18 protein-coding genes are annotated in these 19,633 nt (G+C 33.9%); 3 read left to right on the top strand and 15 right to left on the bottom strand.

Annotated elements, in window-relative coordinates; all coding sequences use genetic code 11:
* Nucleotides 1–19 precede the first annotated feature (19 nt).
* Nucleotides 20–1,429: a glucuronate isomerase gene (gene uxaC, locus SD1D_RS05410; protein WP_058257986.1), complete on the top strand. Its 1,410-nt coding sequence runs from the start codon at nucleotides 20–22 to the stop codon at nucleotides 1,427–1,429.
* Between the two features lie 69 nt (nucleotides 1,430–1,498).
* Here the strand turns inward: uxaC and SD1D_RS05405 are convergent, their stop codons facing one another.
* Both SD1D_RS05405 and SD1D_RS05400 read right to left on the bottom strand, forming a co-directional pair.
* Complete coding sequence (locus tag SD1D_RS05405) at nucleotides 1,499–2,689, bottom strand: anaerobic nitric oxide reductase flavorubredoxin (RefSeq protein WP_058257985.1); 1,191 nt, start codon at nucleotides 2,687–2,689, stop codon at nucleotides 1,499–1,501.
* 147 nt (nucleotides 2,690–2,836) lie between these two features.
* Entirely contained in the window at nucleotides 2,837–4,105 is a 1,269-nt protein-coding gene (locus tag SD1D_RS05400) for a D-alanyl-D-alanine carboxypeptidase family protein (RefSeq protein ID WP_058257984.1), read from the bottom strand.
* 110 nt (nucleotides 4,106–4,215) lie between these two features.
* Between SD1D_RS05400 and SD1D_RS05395 the strand changes: the two genes are divergently transcribed.
* Entirely contained in the window at nucleotides 4,216–5,295 is a 1,080-nt protein-coding gene (locus tag SD1D_RS05395) for a class B sortase (RefSeq protein ID WP_058257983.1), read from the top strand.
* Nucleotides 5,296–5,345: 50 nt separating this feature from the next.
* On the opposite strand, the gene scpB is transcribed toward SD1D_RS05395, so the two are convergent.
* The 6 genes from scpB to SD1D_RS05365 all read right to left on the bottom strand — a co-directional run bounded on the left by scpB (nucleotide 5,346) and on the right by SD1D_RS05365 (nucleotide 10,964).
* Nucleotides 5,346–5,918 (bottom strand): SMC-Scp complex subunit ScpB, encoded by a 573-nt coding sequence (gene scpB / locus SD1D_RS05390; protein WP_058257982.1) that lies wholly within the window; start codon nucleotides 5,916–5,918, stop codon nucleotides 5,346–5,348.
* Nucleotides 5,918–6,694, bottom strand: a complete 777-nt coding sequence (locus SD1D_RS05385; RefSeq protein WP_058257981.1) for a segregation and condensation protein A — start codon at nucleotides 6,692–6,694, stop codon at nucleotides 5,918–5,920. The genes scpB and SD1D_RS05385 overlap by 1 nt, the downstream gene beginning before the upstream one ends.
* A 24-nt stretch (nucleotides 6,695–6,718) precedes the next feature.
* Nucleotides 6,719–7,597, bottom strand: coding sequence for a metallophosphoesterase (locus tag SD1D_RS05380; protein ID WP_058257980.1), 879 nt, complete (start codon nucleotides 7,595–7,597; stop codon nucleotides 6,719–6,721).
* A gap of 100 nt (nucleotides 7,598–7,697) precedes the next feature.
* On the bottom strand, nucleotides 7,698–8,927 hold the full coding sequence (locus tag SD1D_RS05375) for a D-alanyl-D-alanine carboxypeptidase family protein (protein WP_058257979.1): 1,230 nt from the start codon (nucleotides 8,925–8,927) through the stop codon (nucleotides 7,698–7,700).
* Between the two features lie 94 nt (nucleotides 8,928–9,021).
* Nucleotides 9,022–9,570, bottom strand: coding sequence for an Ig-like domain-containing protein (locus SD1D_RS05370; RefSeq protein ID WP_058257978.1), 549 nt, complete (start codon nucleotides 9,568–9,570; stop codon nucleotides 9,022–9,024).
* 68 nt (nucleotides 9,571–9,638) lie between these two features.
* A complete protein-coding gene (locus SD1D_RS05365) occupies nucleotides 9,639–10,964 on the bottom strand; it encodes a pyrimidine-nucleoside phosphorylase (protein WP_058257977.1) in 1,326 nt (441 codons plus the stop codon).
* 206 nt (nucleotides 10,965–11,170) lie between these two features.
* Here SD1D_RS05365 and SD1D_RS05360 point away from each other — a divergent pair, with 206 nt between their 5' ends.
* Entirely contained in the window at nucleotides 11,171–12,199 is a 1,029-nt protein-coding gene (locus SD1D_RS05360; protein WP_058257976.1) for a 3-deoxy-7-phosphoheptulonate synthase, read from the top strand.
* 206 nt (nucleotides 12,200–12,405) lie between these two features.
* Here the strand turns inward: SD1D_RS05360 and SD1D_RS05355 are convergent, their stop codons facing one another.
* From SD1D_RS05355 to rny, 7 genes are all read right to left on the bottom strand, one after another.
* Nucleotides 12,406–13,281 (bottom strand): tyrosine recombinase, encoded by an 876-nt coding sequence (locus SD1D_RS05355; RefSeq protein ID WP_058257975.1) that lies wholly within the window; start codon nucleotides 13,279–13,281, stop codon nucleotides 12,406–12,408.
* Nucleotides 13,282–13,332: 51 nt separating this feature from the next.
* Nucleotides 13,333–13,947, bottom strand: a complete 615-nt coding sequence (locus SD1D_RS05350; protein ID WP_058257974.1) for a stage II sporulation protein M — start codon at nucleotides 13,945–13,947, stop codon at nucleotides 13,333–13,335.
* An 80-nt stretch (nucleotides 13,948–14,027) separates the two neighbouring features.
* Complete coding sequence (locus SD1D_RS05345) at nucleotides 14,028–14,561, bottom strand: NUDIX hydrolase (protein WP_058257973.1); 534 nt, start codon at nucleotides 14,559–14,561, stop codon at nucleotides 14,028–14,030.
* A 30-nt stretch (nucleotides 14,562–14,591) separates the two neighbouring features.
* Complete coding sequence (proC, locus tag SD1D_RS05340; RefSeq protein ID WP_058257972.1) at nucleotides 14,592–15,395, bottom strand: pyrroline-5-carboxylate reductase; 804 nt, start codon at nucleotides 15,393–15,395, stop codon at nucleotides 14,592–14,594.
* Nucleotides 15,396–15,568: 173 nt separating this feature from the next.
* Complete coding sequence (locus SD1D_RS05335) at nucleotides 15,569–16,768, bottom strand: pyridoxal phosphate-dependent aminotransferase (RefSeq protein WP_058257971.1); 1,200 nt, start codon at nucleotides 16,766–16,768, stop codon at nucleotides 15,569–15,571.
* A 225-nt stretch (nucleotides 16,769–16,993) separates the two neighbouring features.
* Nucleotides 16,994–17,161, bottom strand: coding sequence for a hypothetical protein (locus SD1D_RS12140; protein ID WP_157893097.1), 168 nt, complete (start codon nucleotides 17,159–17,161; stop codon nucleotides 16,994–16,996).
* Nucleotides 17,162–17,781: 620 nt separating this feature from the next.
* Nucleotides 17,782–19,290 carry a ribonuclease Y gene (rny, locus tag SD1D_RS05325; protein WP_408606748.1) on the bottom strand — a complete coding sequence of 503 codons (1,509 nt, stop codon included), beginning with the start codon at nucleotides 19,288–19,290 and terminating at the stop codon, nucleotides 17,782–17,784.
* Nucleotides 19,291–19,633: the final 343 nt, after the last annotated feature.

Genomic DNA, 19,633 nt, shown 5'->3' with positions numbered 1-19,633 from the left:
GAACAGAATGGAGGACATTATGAGACCTTTTATGGACCAAGACTTTTTATTATCAACTGAAACAGCAAAAAAATTATATCATGATTATGCAGAAAAAATGCCGATTGTAGATTATCATTGCCATATTAACCCTAAGGAAATAGCTGAAGATGTGCGCTTTGAAAATATTACACAGCTTTGGCTTGGAGGGGACCATTACAAATGGCGTTTGATGCGTGCTAATGGAGTTAGTGAAGAATATATTACCGGAAATGCTCCGGATAAAGATAAGTTTATAAAATGGGCCCAAACCCTAGAACTGGCCATAGGCAATCCTATTTACCATTGGAGCCATCTGGAACTTAAAAGATATTTTGATTATGAGGGTATCCTTAACTCAGAAACAGCCAATGAAGTTTGGGAACTATGTAATGAAAAGCTAAAAGATCCTAATTTAAGTGCCAGGGGTATAATTCGTAAGTCCAATGTAACACTCCTTTGTACTACTGATGATCCCATTGATTCATTAGAATATCATATACAGCTTGCTAATGATAAATCTTTTGAGACAAAGGTACTTCCGGCCTTTCGTCCTGATGAAGCAGTAAACTTAGAAAAACCCGGCTATCTTGCTTATCTTGAAAAACTTTCCAAGGTCAGCAATATTGAGATTAATAGTTTTGCCTCCCTATGTGAAGCTTTGAAGGCTCGTATGGAATTCTTTAATAGTGTCGGATGTAAAACTTCTGATCATGGTTTAGAATTTGTTATGTACTACCCTGCTTCTGATGATGAAATTGAATCAATTATGAAACGCCGCTTAGCAGGGGAAATTCCTACCGAAGAAGAAATCCTTAAGTTTAAGACAGCCTTACTTCAATTCTTAGGTAGAGAAAATCATAGATTAAACTGGGTTATGCAGCTTCATTATGGTTGTAAGAGAGATAATAACACCCGTATGTTTAACAAGCTAGGTCCTAACACCGGCTATGATTGTATTGATAATAGCAGGAATTCCTCAGCACAACTGGCAGATTTTCTTAATTCCCTTGAAATTACAGATCAGTTGCCAAAAACAATTTTATACTCTCTTAATCCTATTGATAATGCCGCTATTGATACGGTTATGGGATGTTTTCAAAATGATTCAGCCCTAGGAAAGATTCAACATGGTTCAGCTTGGTGGTTTAATGACCATGAACTTGGTATGAGAGATCATATCCTAACCCTAACCAGTACCACACTTATCAGCAATTTTGTAGGTATGCTAACTGATTCGAGAAGTTTCTTATCTTATACCAGACATGAGTATTTCAGAAGAATCCTTTGCGATGTATTTGGAAACTTCGTGGAAACAGGTAGATTCCCTAATGATTTAAGAGTTCTTAAAAAGCTTGTAGAAGATATATCTTACAATAATAGCATTAGCTATTTTGGATTTGATAAGTAAGAAAATTAAATATATATATTAAAATAAGGATGACTGCTTATGTCATCCTTATTTATTTATTAATTTGCCTTATTTTATCTGTTCTATAAATAATTTACTAAAATCAATCAAACTAGATATCTCACTATTATCAGGAACCCATAAGCTTCTAATTCCTTCATTTACAAGTTCAAAGCCGGCCTCTTTTAAACTCTGGTTAATTTGCTTTACTACTTCTCCGCTCCATCCATAACTACCAAAAGCAGCAGCCTTTTTATTCTTAAACTTTAAACCCTTAATCATTTCTAAAAGTCCTGCAATTGAATTTAAAAGTCCATTATTTACTGTCGGTGAGCCTACAAGGATAGCCTTTGACTTGAAAATTTCAGTAATAATATCATTCTTATCTTCTTTTGAAGAATTATATATTTTAACAGTAACTTGAGGATCTGCCTTCATAATACCTTCTGCTATTGATTCAGCCATTATTCTGGTAGAATTCCACATGGTATCATAGATAAGGGTAATCTGGTTTTCCTGATAATCATTAGCCCATTCAAGATATTTTTCAACAATTTGAACAGGTTCATTCTTCCATATTACACCGTGGCTGGTACATATCATATCAAGGGGAAGATTAAAGCTTAATACCTCTTGTATCTTCTTTGTAACTAACCGGCTAAAAGGAGTTAAGATATTGGCATAATATTTTATTGCCTCTGCAAAAAGCTCACAATTGTCAACTTTATCATTGTATAAGCTTTCTGTTGCATAATGCTGTCCAAAGGCATCATTGCTAAATAAGATATTTTCACCGGACATATATGTCATCATAGAATCCGGCCAATGAAGCATAGGAGCCTCTACAAAGGTAAGAGTAGAACTGCCGATATTTAGGGTGTCACCGGTTTTAACAGTAACAAAATTCCAGTCCTGATGAAAGTGACCTTTTAAGATTTTAGCACCGTTTGCCGTACAATATATGGGTGTATTTGGTATCTTTCGCATAAGTTCAGGAAGGGCTCCACTATGGTCGATTTCACTATGGTTAACAACAATATAGTCAATTTTATTTAAATCAATTTCATTTTCTAAGTTTTGTACAAATTCATTATCATAGGGCAACCATACAGTATCAATCAAAACAGTCTTTTCATCCCTAATCAAATATGAATTGTAGGAAGAACCCTTATTAGTAGAATACTCTGGGCCATGAAAGGATTTAAGTTCCCAATCCACTTTACCAACCCATGTAACCTTATCTGTTATCCTCTTTCTCATATAGCACCTCTTCTTTCACTTTAATAATATATACTATTATGTGTATATTTGTATTTTTCTAATTCATATTAAATACAATCCCAGTATAAATAGATTATATGCATTTTTCCTTGATTCAAATCACAAGCTTGTCATTAATATTATTTATTAATATTGCAAGCTCCAAAGTTTTATTATTTTTTTTAGGCAGAAATTAAAATCAATCTTTTTACTTTCTTCAGTGGTAAAAATCGGTATTTCTGTGTATAGCTTTTTATCAATATAATATTTTGCCACTCCCACCTTGGATCCTTTTTCTACAGGTGCGTATAAAGATTTCGGCAGCTCATATTCGATAGAAACTTTTTCATTCTTTCCCAATAAGAGATTTAAATCTCCTTTTATATCAAGGCCAATATAAGCCCTTTGACCATCTTCTACATAGACAGGATCTAGATTAACCTCTTCAAAAATCTGCTTCTTTTCAAAGTTTTCAATTCCATAGGTCATTAACTGCTTTGTATCTGCCCATTTCAAATTTTTTCTTGGGGGCCAACCACAAGCTAGAACTACTGAAATTAGTGTTCTGTCAGATCTTTTTAGGGCTCCTACAAAACAATATCCTGCTTTTCCGGTAAAGCCTGTTTTTATACCTATTGCTCCATCCATCATATATAGGAACTTATTTTTATTTGAAACAGAAAAAGTTCTTCCTTTTTTAAGCTCTTTAAATTGATATGTAGGTGTATTAGTTATGGTAATAAAATCCTTGTTTTTAATAGCATAAGATGCAATAACCGCCAGATCTTTGGCAGTAGTATAATGTCCTTCTGCATCTAGGCCACTGGGAGTTACAAAATTGGTATTATTACAGCCTAGGGATCTGGCCATATCATTCATCATAGTGGCAAATCCTTCAACGGATCCACCTATATGCTCAGCAATTGCCACAGCAACATCATTATGACTTTCAAGCATCAGAGGATATAAAAGATCTTTTAGATAATACTGTTCCCCAGCTTTAATATGTAACTGTACATCGGGCATTCCTGCGGCATATGATGATACTGTTACCACATCATTAAGATTGCCTGCTTCTAAGGCTATAATACAAGTCATAATCTTTGTTGTACTGGCCATGGGCATTTCTTGATATCCATTTACTTCATACAATACCCGGTTATTTTCACCATCCATAAGTAAGGCTGATAAAGAATTAAGTTCTATTTTAGGGGATGGACTGTAGGATTGTTCTTCTTGAATTTTAATATTTTCTTTTTTGAATTTTTCTTCAATATTCTCCTCTTTTATAATCTCTTGATTAAAGTTATCCTTATAATAGTTATATAAACTATTATAATTGATAAGAGACGATATAAGCAGAAGTATAAAACAGATACAAAATCTTAAATTTAGCATAGGTTTAATCTTTGTCAAAACAATCATCCTATCCTATTCTTTATTTCAATTTATTTGTATCTTTACCTACTTATTCCTAAGATATATAATTATGATATACCAAGATTTTAGCAAAAGGGGATACTGTTATGTCTGAAGAGTCTATTAGTAAAAAGAAAAAAAGAAGAAAAATTATTATTCGTAGCCTTAGGATTTTATTTACCATAGGTTTTATAGTATTTTCAGTTCTTTTTATTAATGAAGTTCTAATACAGCCCTACAAGCTAAAAAAAGCTATAGATAAGGCTAGAGATTTATATCATACTCCTTTACCACAAGTTAATGTGAGGTCTGGGCCAAATATAGAAGTTGATAATAGGATTAATACTCCAGATGATTCAAAAATAAGTGTAGCAATAACACCTACTCCCGATCCTAATCGTGATGAGAAGGGACGACTTATTAAATTCAAAAAACTACTGGAAGTTAATGAAGAGGTTAAGGGTTGGATTAAGATAGATAATATAAATGGGGAAAACGATACAAAGATTGACTATGTTGTGGTTCAATCCGACCCTAAAGATCCGGAATTTTATCTGACAAGGGACTGGACTACTAAGGAATATCTAAAAGCCGGCAGCATCTTTCTAGATTCTAGTTCATCAGTAGAAAGGAATACAAAAAATCTTGTAATCCACGGCCATAATATGACCTCTTCTGATGATATGTTCCATTATCTATTGGAATATAAAAAATTAGATTTTATGAAGGAACATCCCATTATAAGTTTTGATACTATATATGAAGAGGCATTATGGAAGGTTTTTTCCGTATTTATAACTCCGGGAAATGATGATAAAGGTGATTTCTTCAGATATAACAGATCCACTTTTAAAAACCATAAGGACTTTTTAGAATTTATATATCAGTTAAGGGTTCGATCTTTTTATAATATTGATGATATAGATATAAATGAGGATGATCAAATTTTAACCCTGTCGACCTGTTCCTACGAACTGGCCAATTATCGAATTGTTGTAGTAGCCAGGAAAATAAGAGAAGGTGAAGAAGCAAGGGTAGATATAGACAGTATAAAAAAGAATAAAAAAATTCTTTACCCAGAAAGTTTTTATAAGCATTATGGGGGTAAAGCCCCGGATATTCCGTCGTCTTTTGAAGAGGCCCTGCAAGAGGGATTGATATCATGGTACCAACCTATAAATAGATAAAATCAGAGTCTGTTTTCAATATAATTTATAGATTGAAACAGACTCTGATTTTATATATCTAGGGTTAGCTGTTCTGCCTCTTCTTCAGCCTGTAGTTTGAAATCTTCTACTTTTTCAGGATTTATAGCCGGCAGAGCCTCTAATGATTGTAAGCCGAAACATCTTAAAAACTCCTCGGTAGTACCAAATAATATAGGCTTTCCCGGTGCATCCATCCTGCCCAGTTCACAAACTAAACCATACTCTATTAATTTATTAACGGCGTGATCTGATTTAACCCCTCGAATTGCTTCAATTTGAAGTTTGGTAATGGGCTGTTTATATGCAATGATAGATAGGGTTTCCAGCAGTATATCGGTCAGTACATGTTTTTTAGGGATATGGGTAAGCTTTACTATGGTTTCATATAATGAAGCCTTAGTTCCAAGTTGATATGCTCCGTTAAGCTCTATAATTTGAATACCTCTGCTTTCATCCTCGTATTTATCCATCATACTATGTATTATTTTTTTGGTGGTTTCCTCATCATGTTCAATAGCTTTAGCCAGCCGACCCAACTCAACAGCTTCTCCCATGGTAAAAAGAATTGCCTCAATCTGTGCTTCTGCTAATTTCAACTCCACTAAAATCCTTCCTCCTCCATTTCTATAATGTCTGAAGCCAAATAAGTAATCCTTATGTCATCAAACATATAATCCTGCTCTATCTTAATTCTTCCAAGCTTAATCAGTTCTAAGATTCCTAGGAAGGTTACGATAATTTCCATCTTTGTAGATTCTTCTTTTAAAAGATTGCTAAAATAAAATTTCTTATGTTCAATACCGTACTGCTGAATATAGGTAAATATATGGGATAAATCAATTTCTTCCCTTTCAATTTTACCAAACTTGCTACGTATTGGATCTATTTTATCAGTTTGTTTTTTTATAACCTTTTTAAAAATATCATGAAGTTTAGTAAGAGTCAAATCTCCTATCAACTGACTGACATCTATCTCTTCCTTAAAATCACCAATTTCCTCAGGTATGGTGGGAGGCTTAAACATAATCCTTGAAGCATCTTCTTGCTTGTCCTTTAATTGCTCAGCCATATATTTAAACATCTTATATTGTAACAGCCGTTCTACAAGTTCCTGCCTAGGATCAATCTCTTCTTCATCTTCTTCAACCTTAGAAGGTAAAAGCATACGGGATTTAATGTTAATTAATGTAGCAGCCATAACCAGAAATTCACTCATAATCTCTAGGTTCTTTGACTCCATCTGCTTAATATATTCAAGATATTGTTCGGTTATTTCAACTATGGGTATATCATATATATTTATTTTATTTTTATCTATTAAATGAAGCAGAAGATCAAGAGGACCTTCAAATGCCTCCAGTTTTACCGGAATGCTCATATTGCTCCTTTCATCTGACTACCATTAACTTGGCTTTATTTTTATAACTAGTAGCTGTGGTGGATTAAAGAACCTAGGCATATAGGAATGTGTACCTAGGCCTCTTGAAACCACCATATTATAACCTTGCTCAGAGAATAATCCTGCGTCATATTTGGGAAACAGCCTTACCTGTGGAGAAATAACCCCTCCAATAAAGGGAAGCCTTACTAATCCCCCATGGACATGGCCGCTAAGAACCAAATCTGCCCTCCAGCCTATATATTCTTTAAAATACATAGGATTATGAGCAATTAGAATCTGATATCCTTCTTTGCTTCTTTTGCCGATTTTATTAGTAATTTCATCTTGTTCAAGCTTTGCTAACTTGCCTTTACGATAATAATCCATAGGTAAAGAAAGCCCGGTTATTGTGAGCTTATTATTACTACTTTGAATTATGATACTTTTATTATCTAAAAGATGAACACCAAGATCTAAAAGCTTATTTTTATATTTACACCATGCTTCATACAGAAATTCATCTTTATTAGGGTCTTTACTCATATCCTCAAAAGATTGTTCATGATTACCATATCCATAAAATATTGGATAATAATCTGAAAGCTCTTTAATCAAATCATATGCATTACTTGGGTAACAGGGTTTTCGTTTTGTTACTAAATCCCCAGCTATTATAACAAAATCAGGATTTTGATCCAATATTTTTTTAATCAGGACCCTATTGTTTTTCCCAATTTTTTTATTATGCAGGTCTGAAAGTACAACAAAGTTAATTTCTTCTGTCAGGGATTCCTTCCTTGCTTGAATAATATATTCCGATTTTACTAATATCCTTTGTTCCAGGCTGGACCATAGAATTAGCAATAGTAGTAAACCAGAGAATATCCATAAGTAAACCATGGTTTCTCCTTTCTGATTTTATGCAATCAAAATAATGCATATTTATTATACTATACCATTAGGATAAAAAGTGTCAATAAAGATTAAATTAATGAATGGCTTATTTAGTTGCAAGAAAATATTTTTTTAAAGTCTTAAGCAAACAATCTTTAAAGCCTGCTTTATTTACTGTTTCAGCAGCTAATATATCTATGATGCCTATTTTTTCATTATCATAATAATATATGATATCACCGATTTTATCTCCTGATGATACAGGTGCTTGAACCTTATCATAAAGCACAACTTCTTTCCTGATATTTTCCTGTGACCTGTTTTTTGAACATAAATAAGAAAATTTATCCTTAATATGTCCGTTTACATAATCTAAGACCCCCTTATTTACTTTAACAGGCTCAAGGTCAATATCTTTGTTATCATCAACATATATAGAATAATTGGCAAAACCATAATTAAGTAGCTTAGCTGCTTCTTTAAATCTTGTTTTTGTATCCGGTGCTGCCAGTATTACGGCAATTAGGTCCATATTATCTCTTTTTGCTGTGGCGGATAAGCAGTATTTAGCAATGCTTGTGGAGCCGGTTTTAAGACCAGTAATGCCCTTATAGGATTTTATAAGTTTATTGGTATTGGTCAGTCCAAACTCTGTTCTTCCTTTTCTGGTAGTGTGAACGAAGGTATCCATCCAAATAGTTGCATAGTTGCTAACTTCGGGATGTTTTGTAATAAGCTCCCTAGACATTAATGCAATATCATAAGCTGTACTATAGTGATTGTCGGCATCCAATCCGCAGCAGTTTACAAAATTCGTATTATTCATACCTAACTCTTTAGCTCTTTTATTCATTCTGGCAACAAATTCTTCTTCAGATCCTGCAATATGTTCAGCCATGGCAACCGAGGCATCATTGGCACTGGATATACTGATACATTTTATTAAAGTTTCTACATTTTGAACCTCATAGGGTTCTAAATAAACCTGTGATCCTCCCATAGAGGCTGCATGTTCACTTACACTGACTTCATCAGTCAGACTTATTTGACCTGCATCTAAAGCTTCAAAAATCAATAACAAAGTCATTATTTTTGTTATACTGGCCGGTTTTAATTTTTCATCTTTATTTTTTTCAAATAATATTGTTCCGGTAGAACCTTCCATTAATACGGCAGAGGGGGATTCTAGTTCCATCTTAGAATCTACCATGGCTGTAACCGGTATGACACCGTCAATATCCGGTTTTGAAGATTTTATATTACTGGCAAATATGGCACTGGGTAATATAAACATAATTAATAATACTAGCACAAGCAGGATATTTATTTTTCTCATAACAAACTCCACTATAATTCTTTTACTAATATTTTAATCCATGCCCTATCATTTTAGACCTATACAAGTATAAATTTGTCTTGAAAATATTCATTTATTCTACTGTCACCTTGCATTTAAGAACTTTTCCTTTAATATATACAGTTATAGTGGTTTTTCCGGGTTTTTTTGCCTTTATTTTTCCAAAGATATTTACTTTTGCCACTTTGGGATTGCTGCTTTTATATCGGGCAAAATCTGTAATTCCTTTTACTTTTAATCGATAAGTTTCTCCCACCGATAATTTTAGATGTTTCTTATTAAGATCTATAACCCTGACTCGACATTTAAGCTTTTTGCCGGAAACCTTTGCTATTATATAGGTTTTTCCGGTTCTATAGGCAAAAACTCTACCTAAAAAATCCACTCCGGCTACCCTAATATTGGTTGAACGGTATGATACCCTTTTGTTTATACCATAAACGAATAATCTAAATTCCTCTCCTTTAATCAATATAAGATCCTGCCTATTTAGATGGAGGCTAAAGGGGAGTATTATCTTCTTACGGTAAAACAAGCCGGTGTTTCTATACAAAGAAAGTATTATTATAAAAAGTATCAATGTAATTGAAATACCTTTATATAAGCTTTTTGATATTTTCATACAGACCTCCCTTATATGATATAAATATTTAATTTATAGGTATTTAATTACATGAAAAAAAGCGTGCATTATGCACGCTTTACTCCATCCTTTGTTACAATGCTATAGATATATGGAGGACGCTCAACCTCTTCTTTACTAATAACATAGGCACCAATTATCCTCTTTTTGGCTTCCTTTCTCTTGTCATCATCATTGGCATACAAGGTGGCAAGGGGCTCATTCTTTGTAACCTTATCTCCCAGTTTTTTGTGAATTATAATACCTACACTTAAATCAATCTTGCTGTCTTTTGTTACTCTTCCACCACCTAATACTAAAGAAGCCATTCCTATTTCATCTGTCAAGATTTCCTTCACATAGCCATCACAAGGTGCTTTAACATCATAGCAAATGGAAGCAGTCTTTAATAATTCCGGATTATAAACAAATTCACTGTCTCCCCCTTGGGCCCTGATAAACTCAGCCATTTTATCTAAAGCACTCTTGCTTTCTATAGTACCTTGCAAGATTTTTTTCGCTTCCTCAAAAGTTTTTGCCTTTCCGGCACCAAGAACCATATAGGAAGCAAGGGTAAGGCTTACTTCAAGCAAATCTTTAGGTCCATTACCTGATAAGGTTTCTATGGCTTCCTTAACTTCAATTGCATTTCCGATGGCCCTTCCTAGAGGTTGGTTCATATCGGTTATAAGAGCATATGTGGTTTTACCTGCCCTTGTTCCGATTTCAACCATTTCTTTTGCCAAAGCCAAGGCATCCTCATATTTTTTCATAAAGGCACCGCTTCCCGTCTTTACATCTAGAACAATAACATCGGATCCGGAAGCTATCTTCTTACTCATAATACTAGAGGCTATTAAGGAGATATTATCTACGGTTGCCGTAACATCCCTTAAGGCATATATTTTCTTATCGGCCGGAGCCAGATTTGCAGTTTGACCTACTATAGCAAGCTTAATTTTATTTATGTTCTCAATAAACTGTTCGGAGGAAATTTCAGTTGAAAAACCGGGAAAACTTTCAAGCTTATCTACGGTTCCTCCCGTATGTCCCAGTCCTCTTCCGGACATTTTAGCAACAGGAATTCCTAAAGCAGCAACCATAGGACTAAGTACAAGAGAGGTCTTATCTCCCACTCCCCCGGTACTGTGTTTGTCTACCTTAACTCCATGGACTTTCGATAAGTCCAGTATATCACCGCTGTTAGCCATAGCCATGGTAAAATGTGCTGTTTCTTCATGGTTCATTTTATTTAAACATACAGCCATTAAAAATGCGGACATTTGATAATCAGGGATTGATCCTTTGGTGTAGCCATTAACAATAAATTCAATTTCTTCTTTAGTTAGTACTTCTTTATTTTTCTTTTTGTTAATTAAATCATACATTTGCATGGGGCTTCACTCCTATTTTTTCTCTTTTGGAACATAATATTAATACAGATATTTCATCTGCCTATATAACTATTATATCATTTTTAATGAAAAATCCTATATTTTTCTAATAAATATGAATAATATGTATGAAATTAGAATTACAGATTGACTATCTATATAAAAAAATATAAAATGAAACTCAATATCAAGAAGGGAGTGTTGCTATGAGCTTTGAATTTATAAGACAGGTTATATCACCGGAAGAATTATTAAAAGCTTATCCCTTACCGGCTAAGGACGTAATTTTAAAGAATGAAAGGGATAAAGAAATTAAAGATATTATTACAGGTAAATCTGACAAGTTTCTGGTTATTATAGGCCCCTGCTCTGCAGATCACGAAGATGCCGTTTGTGATTATATATCAAGGCTGGCTAGGGTGCAGGAAAAAGTTAAAGATAAGATAATCATTATACCAAGGCTATATACCAATAAGCCTAGGACTACAGGGGAAGGTTATAAAGGAATCGTACACCAGCCGGATCCTGAGAAAGAGCCTGATTTGCAGGAAGGCCTAATTGCCATGAGAAAGATGCATCTTAGAGCAATTGCCGAATCAGGACTTACGGTGGCGGACGAAATGCTTTATCCCGAAAACTGGCCTTATGTAAAAGATGTGCTATCCTACGTAGCTGTCGGTGCCCGTTCCGTAGAAAATCAGCAGCATAGACTAACTATCAGCGGCATGGACGTACCTGCCGGTATGAAGAATCCCACCAGCGGCGATTTTTCTGTTATGTTAAATTCAGTAGTAGCAGCTCAAGCCAGTCATACCTTTTTATATAGAAAATGGGAAGTAAAAACCTCCGGCAATCCCCTTGCCCATACCATCCTAAGAGGAGCCGTTAATAAGCATGGTCAATCCATACCTAATTATCATTATGAAGATCTTATACGCTTATATAATATGTATGAGGAAAGAAACTTGAAATATCCTGCTACAATTGTGGATGCCAACCATGCTAATTCTAATAAAAATTATGCAGAGCAACCCCGAATAGTTAAGGAAGTACTCCATAGCCGAAGAATAAGCCCTGATATTGCTAAACTTGTTAAAGGAGTTATGATAGAAAGTTATATAGAAAGCGGCAATCAGAAAGTATCAGGCCATGTATATGGAAAGTCTATTACAGATCCATGTCTTGGATGGGAAGAATCAGAGAAGTTAATATATACTATTGCAGATGGACTGTAAAAAAAGCGTTAGGCACCAAATTTGGTGCCTAACACTTTTCCTTTTATAAAGCTTTATTAAATTATGTACTAATTCATATCATAAATCAGTATATAATAAAAGTTATGTTTTGTATTAGATTATGTTTTACATTGAACCTATACTATTTGTTGGGTTATGCCCTTATATGATACCATGACCTACATGGGATTATATCTTGTATGGAATTATGCCCTTGGATGGGAATTGGCATAAACTTCACGGCTATTATGATAATTATGTGAAAGATACAATTGTGTAGTACTGATATCCGTATGACCCAAAAATTTTTGTACCACACCGATGTCGGCACCATTATCTATCATATGGGCTGCAAAGGAATGGCGAATCATATTAGGATTAATATCTCTTATTCCGGTCTCTTTTGCATATCCTTTTAGTATTTTCCAAAATCCCTGCCTGCTTAATTGTTTCCCTTGACTGTTTAAAAACAGATATTCATTATTCTTTCTATCAAATACCGTTTCTCTGATATCTAAATAGTCTCTAAGTGCTTTTTTTGCCGCCTCCCCAAAAGGGATACTTCTCTCCTGTTTTTCCCCACAAGTAATATATTTGCCTGATAAATTTACATCGGATACTTTTACATTAATTAATTCTGATACCTTCATTCCGGTTGCATATAATAACTCCAACATGGCTTTATCCCGGATACCCTTGCTACAAGAAAGATCCGGTTGGTTTAACAAGGCCATTATCTTATCTTCCTCTAATATCTGTGGGGGCTTTTTTACAACCTTGGGTGCTTTAATATTTTCGGAAGGGTCTCCGCTAATAAGGCCTCTTTTTAGAAGGAATAATAAAAATGCCTTCATGGAAGCAATATGCCTTGAAACAGAAGCCGGGGACATACCGTCTTTTTCTAGATATAGTACATAGGAATTTAAGCTTGTCTCTGTGATTTTTGAAGCTGTTTGAATCCCCTGCTGACTAAGATAGGATTCTAATTTTTTTAAGTCATTCTGATAAGCTCTGATTGTGTTTTGTGAAGCCTGCTTCACTTCCTGAAGATAGCTGATAAAATCCTCAATCTGTTGCTTCATTCCAAACCTCCTCATTTGCTTCTTTATAAAAATAACTGATATAACAGATATTTAATTTATGTAAAAAACAAGAGTTTTTTTCAGGAAAAATGAGCCCACATATGCTTCTAAAAAACTTCCCAGTAAAAGAAGAACTGCCAGAAAGATCAATACAAAAATATTGGATTTTATATGTTCCATGATTGTTCCAGCATAGTTTCTTTTATCATAATATATTGACACACATAGGCTATAGCCCTTATATAAACACAAGATAATCAAAGGAATATAAATAAGTCCATGGGGAAATCCATAAGACAAAATCAATAATATTCCTTTAAACCCATATTGCATAGCTATTGCCGATATGAAAAATCCCATAGAAAATCCTAAGGTTAGTAGTTTAAAAATCATATATGGTATTCCTAAAATAGTAATGGAAATTAGCCAAAATACAATAAATTCTTTAAAGTTTTTATTTAGAACATATAGGAATAATCCTGTATAATCAATATCCTCTCTTACTATTTCAGTAAAAACAAGATTATGGTAGTTCATCATCCGATCATAATAGCTAGATTGAAATATATTAGCGAAGAATACACCAAAAAACACTCCTAAAATCATGAGGAGGATTGAAATCTGAATCAGACTCATGCTTTGTACTCTTATTTTAATATGCTTCATAATCTCATCCCGCCTTATCTAATATAAAAACTTCTTATATCAACTATAGATATGACAGGATTTTTTAAATAGAACAAGCTTTATAAATTCATTTTAGTATTATAGGCAAGGAGTCCTGCAATTGTCTTAGCATCTGTAATCTTCCCTGCATATATCATTGAAATTAATTCCTCTAAGGAATAACGTTCTATTGATACAAATTCATTTTCATCTAAATTTTGCTTACTAGGGGTTAAGTCATTAGAATAAAAGACTTTTATTAGTTCGTTGGAAAATGCCACTGTTGTATGTACATCTATCAAATGCTGTGGATTATTAGGCCTATAGCCGGTCTCTTCCTCGCACTCTCTAATAGCGCAGCTAAGGTTATCTTCACCGGGATTAAGACCACCGGCTGGAATTTCAAGGGTATAACTGTCTATGGCGTTTCTATACTGGCGTACCATTAGAATTTTTCCTTCCCGGTCAACCGGTATCATTGCCGATGCTCCCTTGTGATTTATAAAGTCAAAAACAACTTGATTTCCTTGGTTAATTTCAATAGTATCACTATAAAAATCTATTATATTGCCCTTATGTGATAATTCTCTTTTGATTCTTTTATATTGTTCCACTTTTGCACCTCATTTAATCCGTCAATTTTCTTAATTTTTTTCAGTCAATTCTACTGCTCTTTCATAACAAGCATCTGTTGCCTTCATTATGGCATTACGAAAGCCGAACTCTTCTAAGGCTTTTATACCGGCTATGGTGGTTCCTGCAGGTGAACACACCTGGTCTTTTAAATGGGCCGGATGTTGTCCGCCCTCAAGTACCATGGCTGCAGCTCCTAATATGGTTTGTGAAACCATAGTATAGGCCTTGTCCCTGGGTATTCCAAGACTAACTACACTATCGGCTAAAGCTTCTATAAATGTATATACATAGGCAGGGGAACTGCCACTGGCACAAGTTACGGCATTCATCAATTTCTCATTAAAAATATCGTACTTTCCAAAGGCATTAAAAAATTTATATATTAATTCCTTTTCACTATCATGGAAATTATCTTCACTAAAACATATTCCGGTATAACCTTTTGAAATCATGGCCGGAGTATTGGGCATGGCTCTGACAATTCTTGTAGCAGAACCTAAGATAGATTTAATACTTTTAATATTGACTCCGGCTACAATTGATATAACTATATGATCGGATACAGCTTCCTTTATTTCTTCTAAAACCTCAGGTAAAAACTGGGGTTTTACCGCAAGAACCAAGTATTTGCATTTATTAACTACAGAGATATTATCATTTTCAGCTGAAATATTTAGCTGCTCTTTTACAAAAGAACATTTTTCCATAGAAAGGTCATAATAAGCAATTTGATTTTGTCCAAAACTTTTTACACATGCCTTCATAAGAGCAAAACCCATATTTCCGGCGCCGATAAATCCAAACAATGACATTAAATCATACCTCTTTCTGATTATTTCATTAATCATAAATCTGTCTATCTTGAATAATAACATAAAAAACAAAAAATAGGTAGTGTTTTAGCATTTTTTATAACACTACCATTATTTTTTTGCTTATTTTATTTTTACCATAACTAAAATATTCATTTACTTATATGATACTATTATTGTAAATTTTCAAGAAATTCTTCGATCCGGTCAAGTCCTTTTTTAATCTGTTCTAAGGAAATTGCATATGATAGACGAATATGGTCGTCAAAACCAAAATCATCACAGGCAATAACCGCCACCTTATAATCTTCTAAGAGTATTTTAGAAAAGTTATTAACATTTTCTATCTTTTGCCCCTTGTAGGTTTTGCTTAAGGCAAGGCTTATATCTACAAACATATAAAAAGCTCCTTGGGGACTTACTGCAGAAATATGTTTCATAGCTGCTATTCTTTCTGTCATATAGTTCCTGCGCTTTTCAAATTCACTTTTCATAGCATAGACAGAATCTTGTGGCCCCACCAGTGCTTCATAAGCAGCTTTTTGAGCAATAGAATTAGGATTGGATGTTTGATGGCTTTGAACACTGCTCATAAGTTTTGCAATTTCTTTTGAAGAGCCGGTATAGCCAATTCTCCATCCTGTCATCGAATACCCCTTAGAAACTCCGCTGCAGGTTATAGTACGTTTATATATTTCATGGTTTAATGAGCCGATGCTAATATGTTTTTCATCTCCATAAACCAAATGCTCATACATTTCATCGGATACAACATAAAAATCTTTTTTTACAGCCACTTCTGCTATTGCTTCTAGTTCCTCTTTTGTATATACCATACCGGATGGATTGTTAGGGGAATTTAAAATTAAGGCCTTGGTCTTATCTGTACATGCTTCTTCCAGCTGCTTAGCTGTAATTTTATAATTTTGACTCTTATCTGCCCTAACAAAAACGGGAACACCGTCAGCCAATTTAACAATCTCAGGATAACTTAGCCAATAAGGTGTAGGGATTATAACTTCGTCACCGGGATTTAAGATTGCCGTAAAAATATTGGTTAAAGAATGCTTTCCACCGTTACTGACAACAATTTGATCCGCTTCATAGTTCAAATTATTGAATTTTTTAAATTTGTCACATATAGCCTTGCGAAGTTCCAAACTCCCTGCCGCCGGTGTATATTTTGTATAACCTTCATTTAAAGCATTAATGGCTGCATTACATATATTCTCGGGAGTATTAAAATCAGGTTCTCCCGCCCCAAATCCTACAACATCAATACCATTTGCTTTCATTTCTTTAGCTTTTGCTGTAATAGCTAATGTAGATGATGGCTTTACTGCCATAGCTTTCTTAGATAATGTTAATGCCATATTGCACCTTCCTTTATGGTTATTTTTCCTTAATTTAAGAATTTGTATTACATTGTAATATAAGACTTTTTAAATTGCAACAAAAATATCAATAAAATTCAAAAAAAGTATTATCCTACAACACCATGTGTCCGTCACAGGAAGAATTATTGTGCAATATGTTTAATTTTATTCTTCTATTACTTTAATTCCCATAAAATATTATATCAGATTTCTTATCAATAACTATATTTTAAATCCTCTTTTTAATTCATCATGAAACAACAAATAAAATAAAAATACCGGTAGTATAAAAAATACAGAGGCAGGCATTAAAACCTCCGAATTATAATTATCTACCTGTACTATAAATGCCAATAGATTTCTAAACTTATTATCATTTAAATACAGCATAGGTTGTTCCACCATATTCCACATATCTGCAAATATAAATAAAGCCACTGCACAAATACAGACCTTGATTTGTGGTATAATGCAATACTTTATAATCTGTATAGGGGAATTTGTCTCAAGCATAAAACATAGTTCTATTTATAGTCTTATTAATATTATCTTCGCTTTCAACTATATAATAAATACCATCCTTATATACAAACATAGTTGTTCAGTAATACTATGTTCTCATCATCTATTTGGTTTAATGGTTTACTAATATTGGTGAATGTTTTCGAGTTATTGGCTTCATCTTGTTTTGAGCAAGCATTAAAAATAAAACATAAGCTTATTATGGAAACTATTAAAATATTTCTTAAAATTCTCATAATATTTCTCCTTAAATATTACACTTTTACTGAGTTAGATACTATCTTGACAACAAATCATCTCTTATCTGTGAACATATATTATAAGCCTAATTTCTTAATTTGTAGGATTTTTTTATCAATTTTGTCATTAATTTCTATATTACTATAATTACACTTTATTGTCAATACTTGGTAGTTTGCTTTATCTTAATATAAATTTACATACAAAAAAGGATGTCAGCAATGCCGACACCCTTAATTTTCATTTTCTTATTTTGCATAATCAGTTACTCTGGATTCTCTAATTACATTAACTTTGATCTGTCCCGGATATTCTAATTCATTTTCAATTCTCTTAGATAAGTCACGAGCTAATAAAATCATGTCTGCGTCACTTATCTGTTCCGGTACAACCATAACCCGGATTTCCCTACCTGCTTGAATAGCAAATGACTTGTCTACTCCTCTAAAGCCATTGGTAATATCTTCTAATTGTTTTAGCCTGTTGGTATATGTTTCCAAGGTCTCTCGTCTTGCTCCCGGTCTGGCCGCTGAAATTGTATCAGCCGCCTGCACTATACATGCAATCAATGATTGGAATTCTTCATCTCCATGATGGGCACCCACTGCATTTATTACGGTTGGAGATTCTTTGTATTTTCTACATAAATCCACACCAATCTGAACATGGGTACCTTCAATTTCATGATCCACTGATTTGCCGATATCATGTAATAAACCGGCACGTTTTGCTAGTCTTACATCAACTCCAATTTCGCTGGCTAATAAGCCTGCAATAATAGATACTTCTATTGAATGCTTTAAGGCATTCTGACCATAACTTGTCCTAAATTTCATTTTACCAAGAAGTTTAACTAATTCCGGATGAATTCCATGGACACCTACTTCTAAAGTAGCAGCCTCACCGGCTTCACGGATCATCACCTCAACTTCTTTGTGAGCCTTTTCAACCATTTCCTCGATTCTAGCAGGATGAATTCTTCCATCAACTATCAATTTTTCAAGTGCAATTCTTGCAATTTCTCTTCTGATAGGATCAAAGGCTGATAAAATTACAGCTTCAGGCGTGTCATCAATAATTAAATCTACACCTGTTAAGGTTTCAAGGGTTCTGATATTTCTTCCCTCTCTACCGATAATTCTTCCCTTCATTTCATCGTTAGGAAGCTGAACTACCGAGATTGTAGTTTCTGCCACATGATCAGCTGCACATCGCTGTATGGCTGTAACCACATATTCCTTGGCTTTTTTGTCCGCTTCTTCTTTTGCTTTGTTCTCTAATTCCTTAATGAGAACAGCGGTTTCATGTTTTACATCTTCTTCAACAGTCTTTAACAGATATTCCTTAGCTTGTTCGGAGGTTAATCCGGAGATCTTCTCCAGCTCCTGTAATTGTTTAGCATGGAACTCCTCAACTTCTTGTTTAATCTTATCAAGTTCCGCTTCCTTTACAGAAAGCTTTGCTTCCTTTTTTTCCAGTGCTTCAGTCTTCCTATCCAAGGTTTCTTCCTTGGTAAGAACACGTTTCTCATAGCGTTGTAACTCTGCTCTTCGTTCCCTAGTTTCTCGCTCGAATTCATTTTTCGCTTTTAAAGCTTCTTCCTTTGCTTCGAGCAGTGCCTCTCTCTTCTTAGTTTCAGCTGTTTTTAAAGCTTCATCTATGATTTCCCTTGCTTTTTCCTCTGCGCTGCCTATCTTTGCTTCATATACTTTAATTCGATAAGCAGTAGCAAGTTTCCAAACAAGGAGAGATGTGATCGCGAAGGTAACTACAATAGCAATAATTACTTCTAGCACAGGAGCACCTCCTTATTAAGTTTTCATTGTACATTCAAAATGAATTCTAATATAGGTAACTTATTTACAAGGTAGAATCAGAAAAAAATCCCCCTGCTAAAATAAGTTACAAATAATATACAAGAAATACATTTTTATAAATAATACAATATATAAATTTTATACTGTTTTTTGGAATATGTCAAGTATTGACCTGGATTTATTTAACCAAATTGTAAAAATCGAGTGCATAAATTTAATATCAACTGTCAATTTATACACTCGAACATGTCAAATAAGGTATGTTTTTGAACATTTTAACAGA

Source organism: Herbinix luporum, from assembly GCF_900070325.1.
Taxonomy (GTDB): Bacteria; Bacillota; Clostridia; order Lachnospirales; family Lachnospiraceae; genus Mobilitalea; species Mobilitalea luporum.
The sequence above is the reverse complement of the archived record's forward strand: the minus strand, read 5'-3'. Positions and strand labels throughout refer to the sequence as shown.

Bases quoted from the DNA above. Each gene is read 5' to 3' on its own strand.
- uxaC (WP_058257986.1), top strand. From the start codon at position 20: ATGAGACCTTTTATGGACCAAGACTTTTTATTATCAACTGAAACAGCA.
- SD1D_RS05405 (WP_058257985.1), bottom strand. From the start codon at position 2,689: ATGAGAAAGAGGATAACAGATAAGGTTACATGGGTTGGTAAAGTGGAT.
- SD1D_RS05395 (WP_058257983.1), top strand. From the start codon at position 4,216: ATGTCTGAAGAGTCTATTAGTAAAAAGAAAAAAAGAAGAAAAATTATT.
- SD1D_RS05385 (WP_058257981.1), bottom strand. From the start codon at position 6,694: ATGAGCATTCCGGTAAAACTGGAGGCATTTGAAGGTCCTCTTGATCTT.
- SD1D_RS05380 (WP_058257980.1), bottom strand. From the start codon at position 7,597: ATGGTTTACTTATGGATATTCTCTGGTTTACTACTATTGCTAATTCTA.
- SD1D_RS05375 (WP_058257979.1), bottom strand. From the start codon at position 8,927: ATGAGAAAAATAAATATCCTGCTTGTGCTAGTATTATTAATTATGTTT.
- SD1D_RS05370 (WP_058257978.1), bottom strand. From the start codon at position 9,570: ATGAAAATATCAAAAAGCTTATATAAAGGTATTTCAATTACATTGATA.
- SD1D_RS05365 (WP_058257977.1), bottom strand. From the start codon at position 10,964: ATGCAAATGTATGATTTAATTAACAAAAAGAAAAATAAAGAAGTACTA.
- SD1D_RS05360 (WP_058257976.1), top strand. From the start codon at position 11,171: ATGAGCTTTGAATTTATAAGACAGGTTATATCACCGGAAGAATTATTA.
- SD1D_RS05355 (WP_058257975.1), bottom strand. From the start codon at position 13,281: ATGAAGCAACAGATTGAGGATTTTATCAGCTATCTTCAGGAAGTGAAG.
- SD1D_RS05350 (WP_058257974.1), bottom strand. From the start codon at position 13,947: ATGAAGCATATTAAAATAAGAGTACAAAGCATGAGTCTGATTCAGATT.
- proC (WP_058257972.1), bottom strand. From the start codon at position 15,395: ATGTCATTGTTTGGATTTATCGGCGCCGGAAATATGGGTTTTGCTCTT.
- SD1D_RS05335 (WP_058257971.1), bottom strand. From the start codon at position 16,768: ATGGCATTAACATTATCTAAGAAAGCTATGGCAGTAAAGCCATCATCT.
- SD1D_RS12140 (WP_157893097.1), bottom strand. From the start codon at position 17,161: ATGCTGTATTTAAATGATAATAAGTTTAGAAATCTATTGGCATTTATA.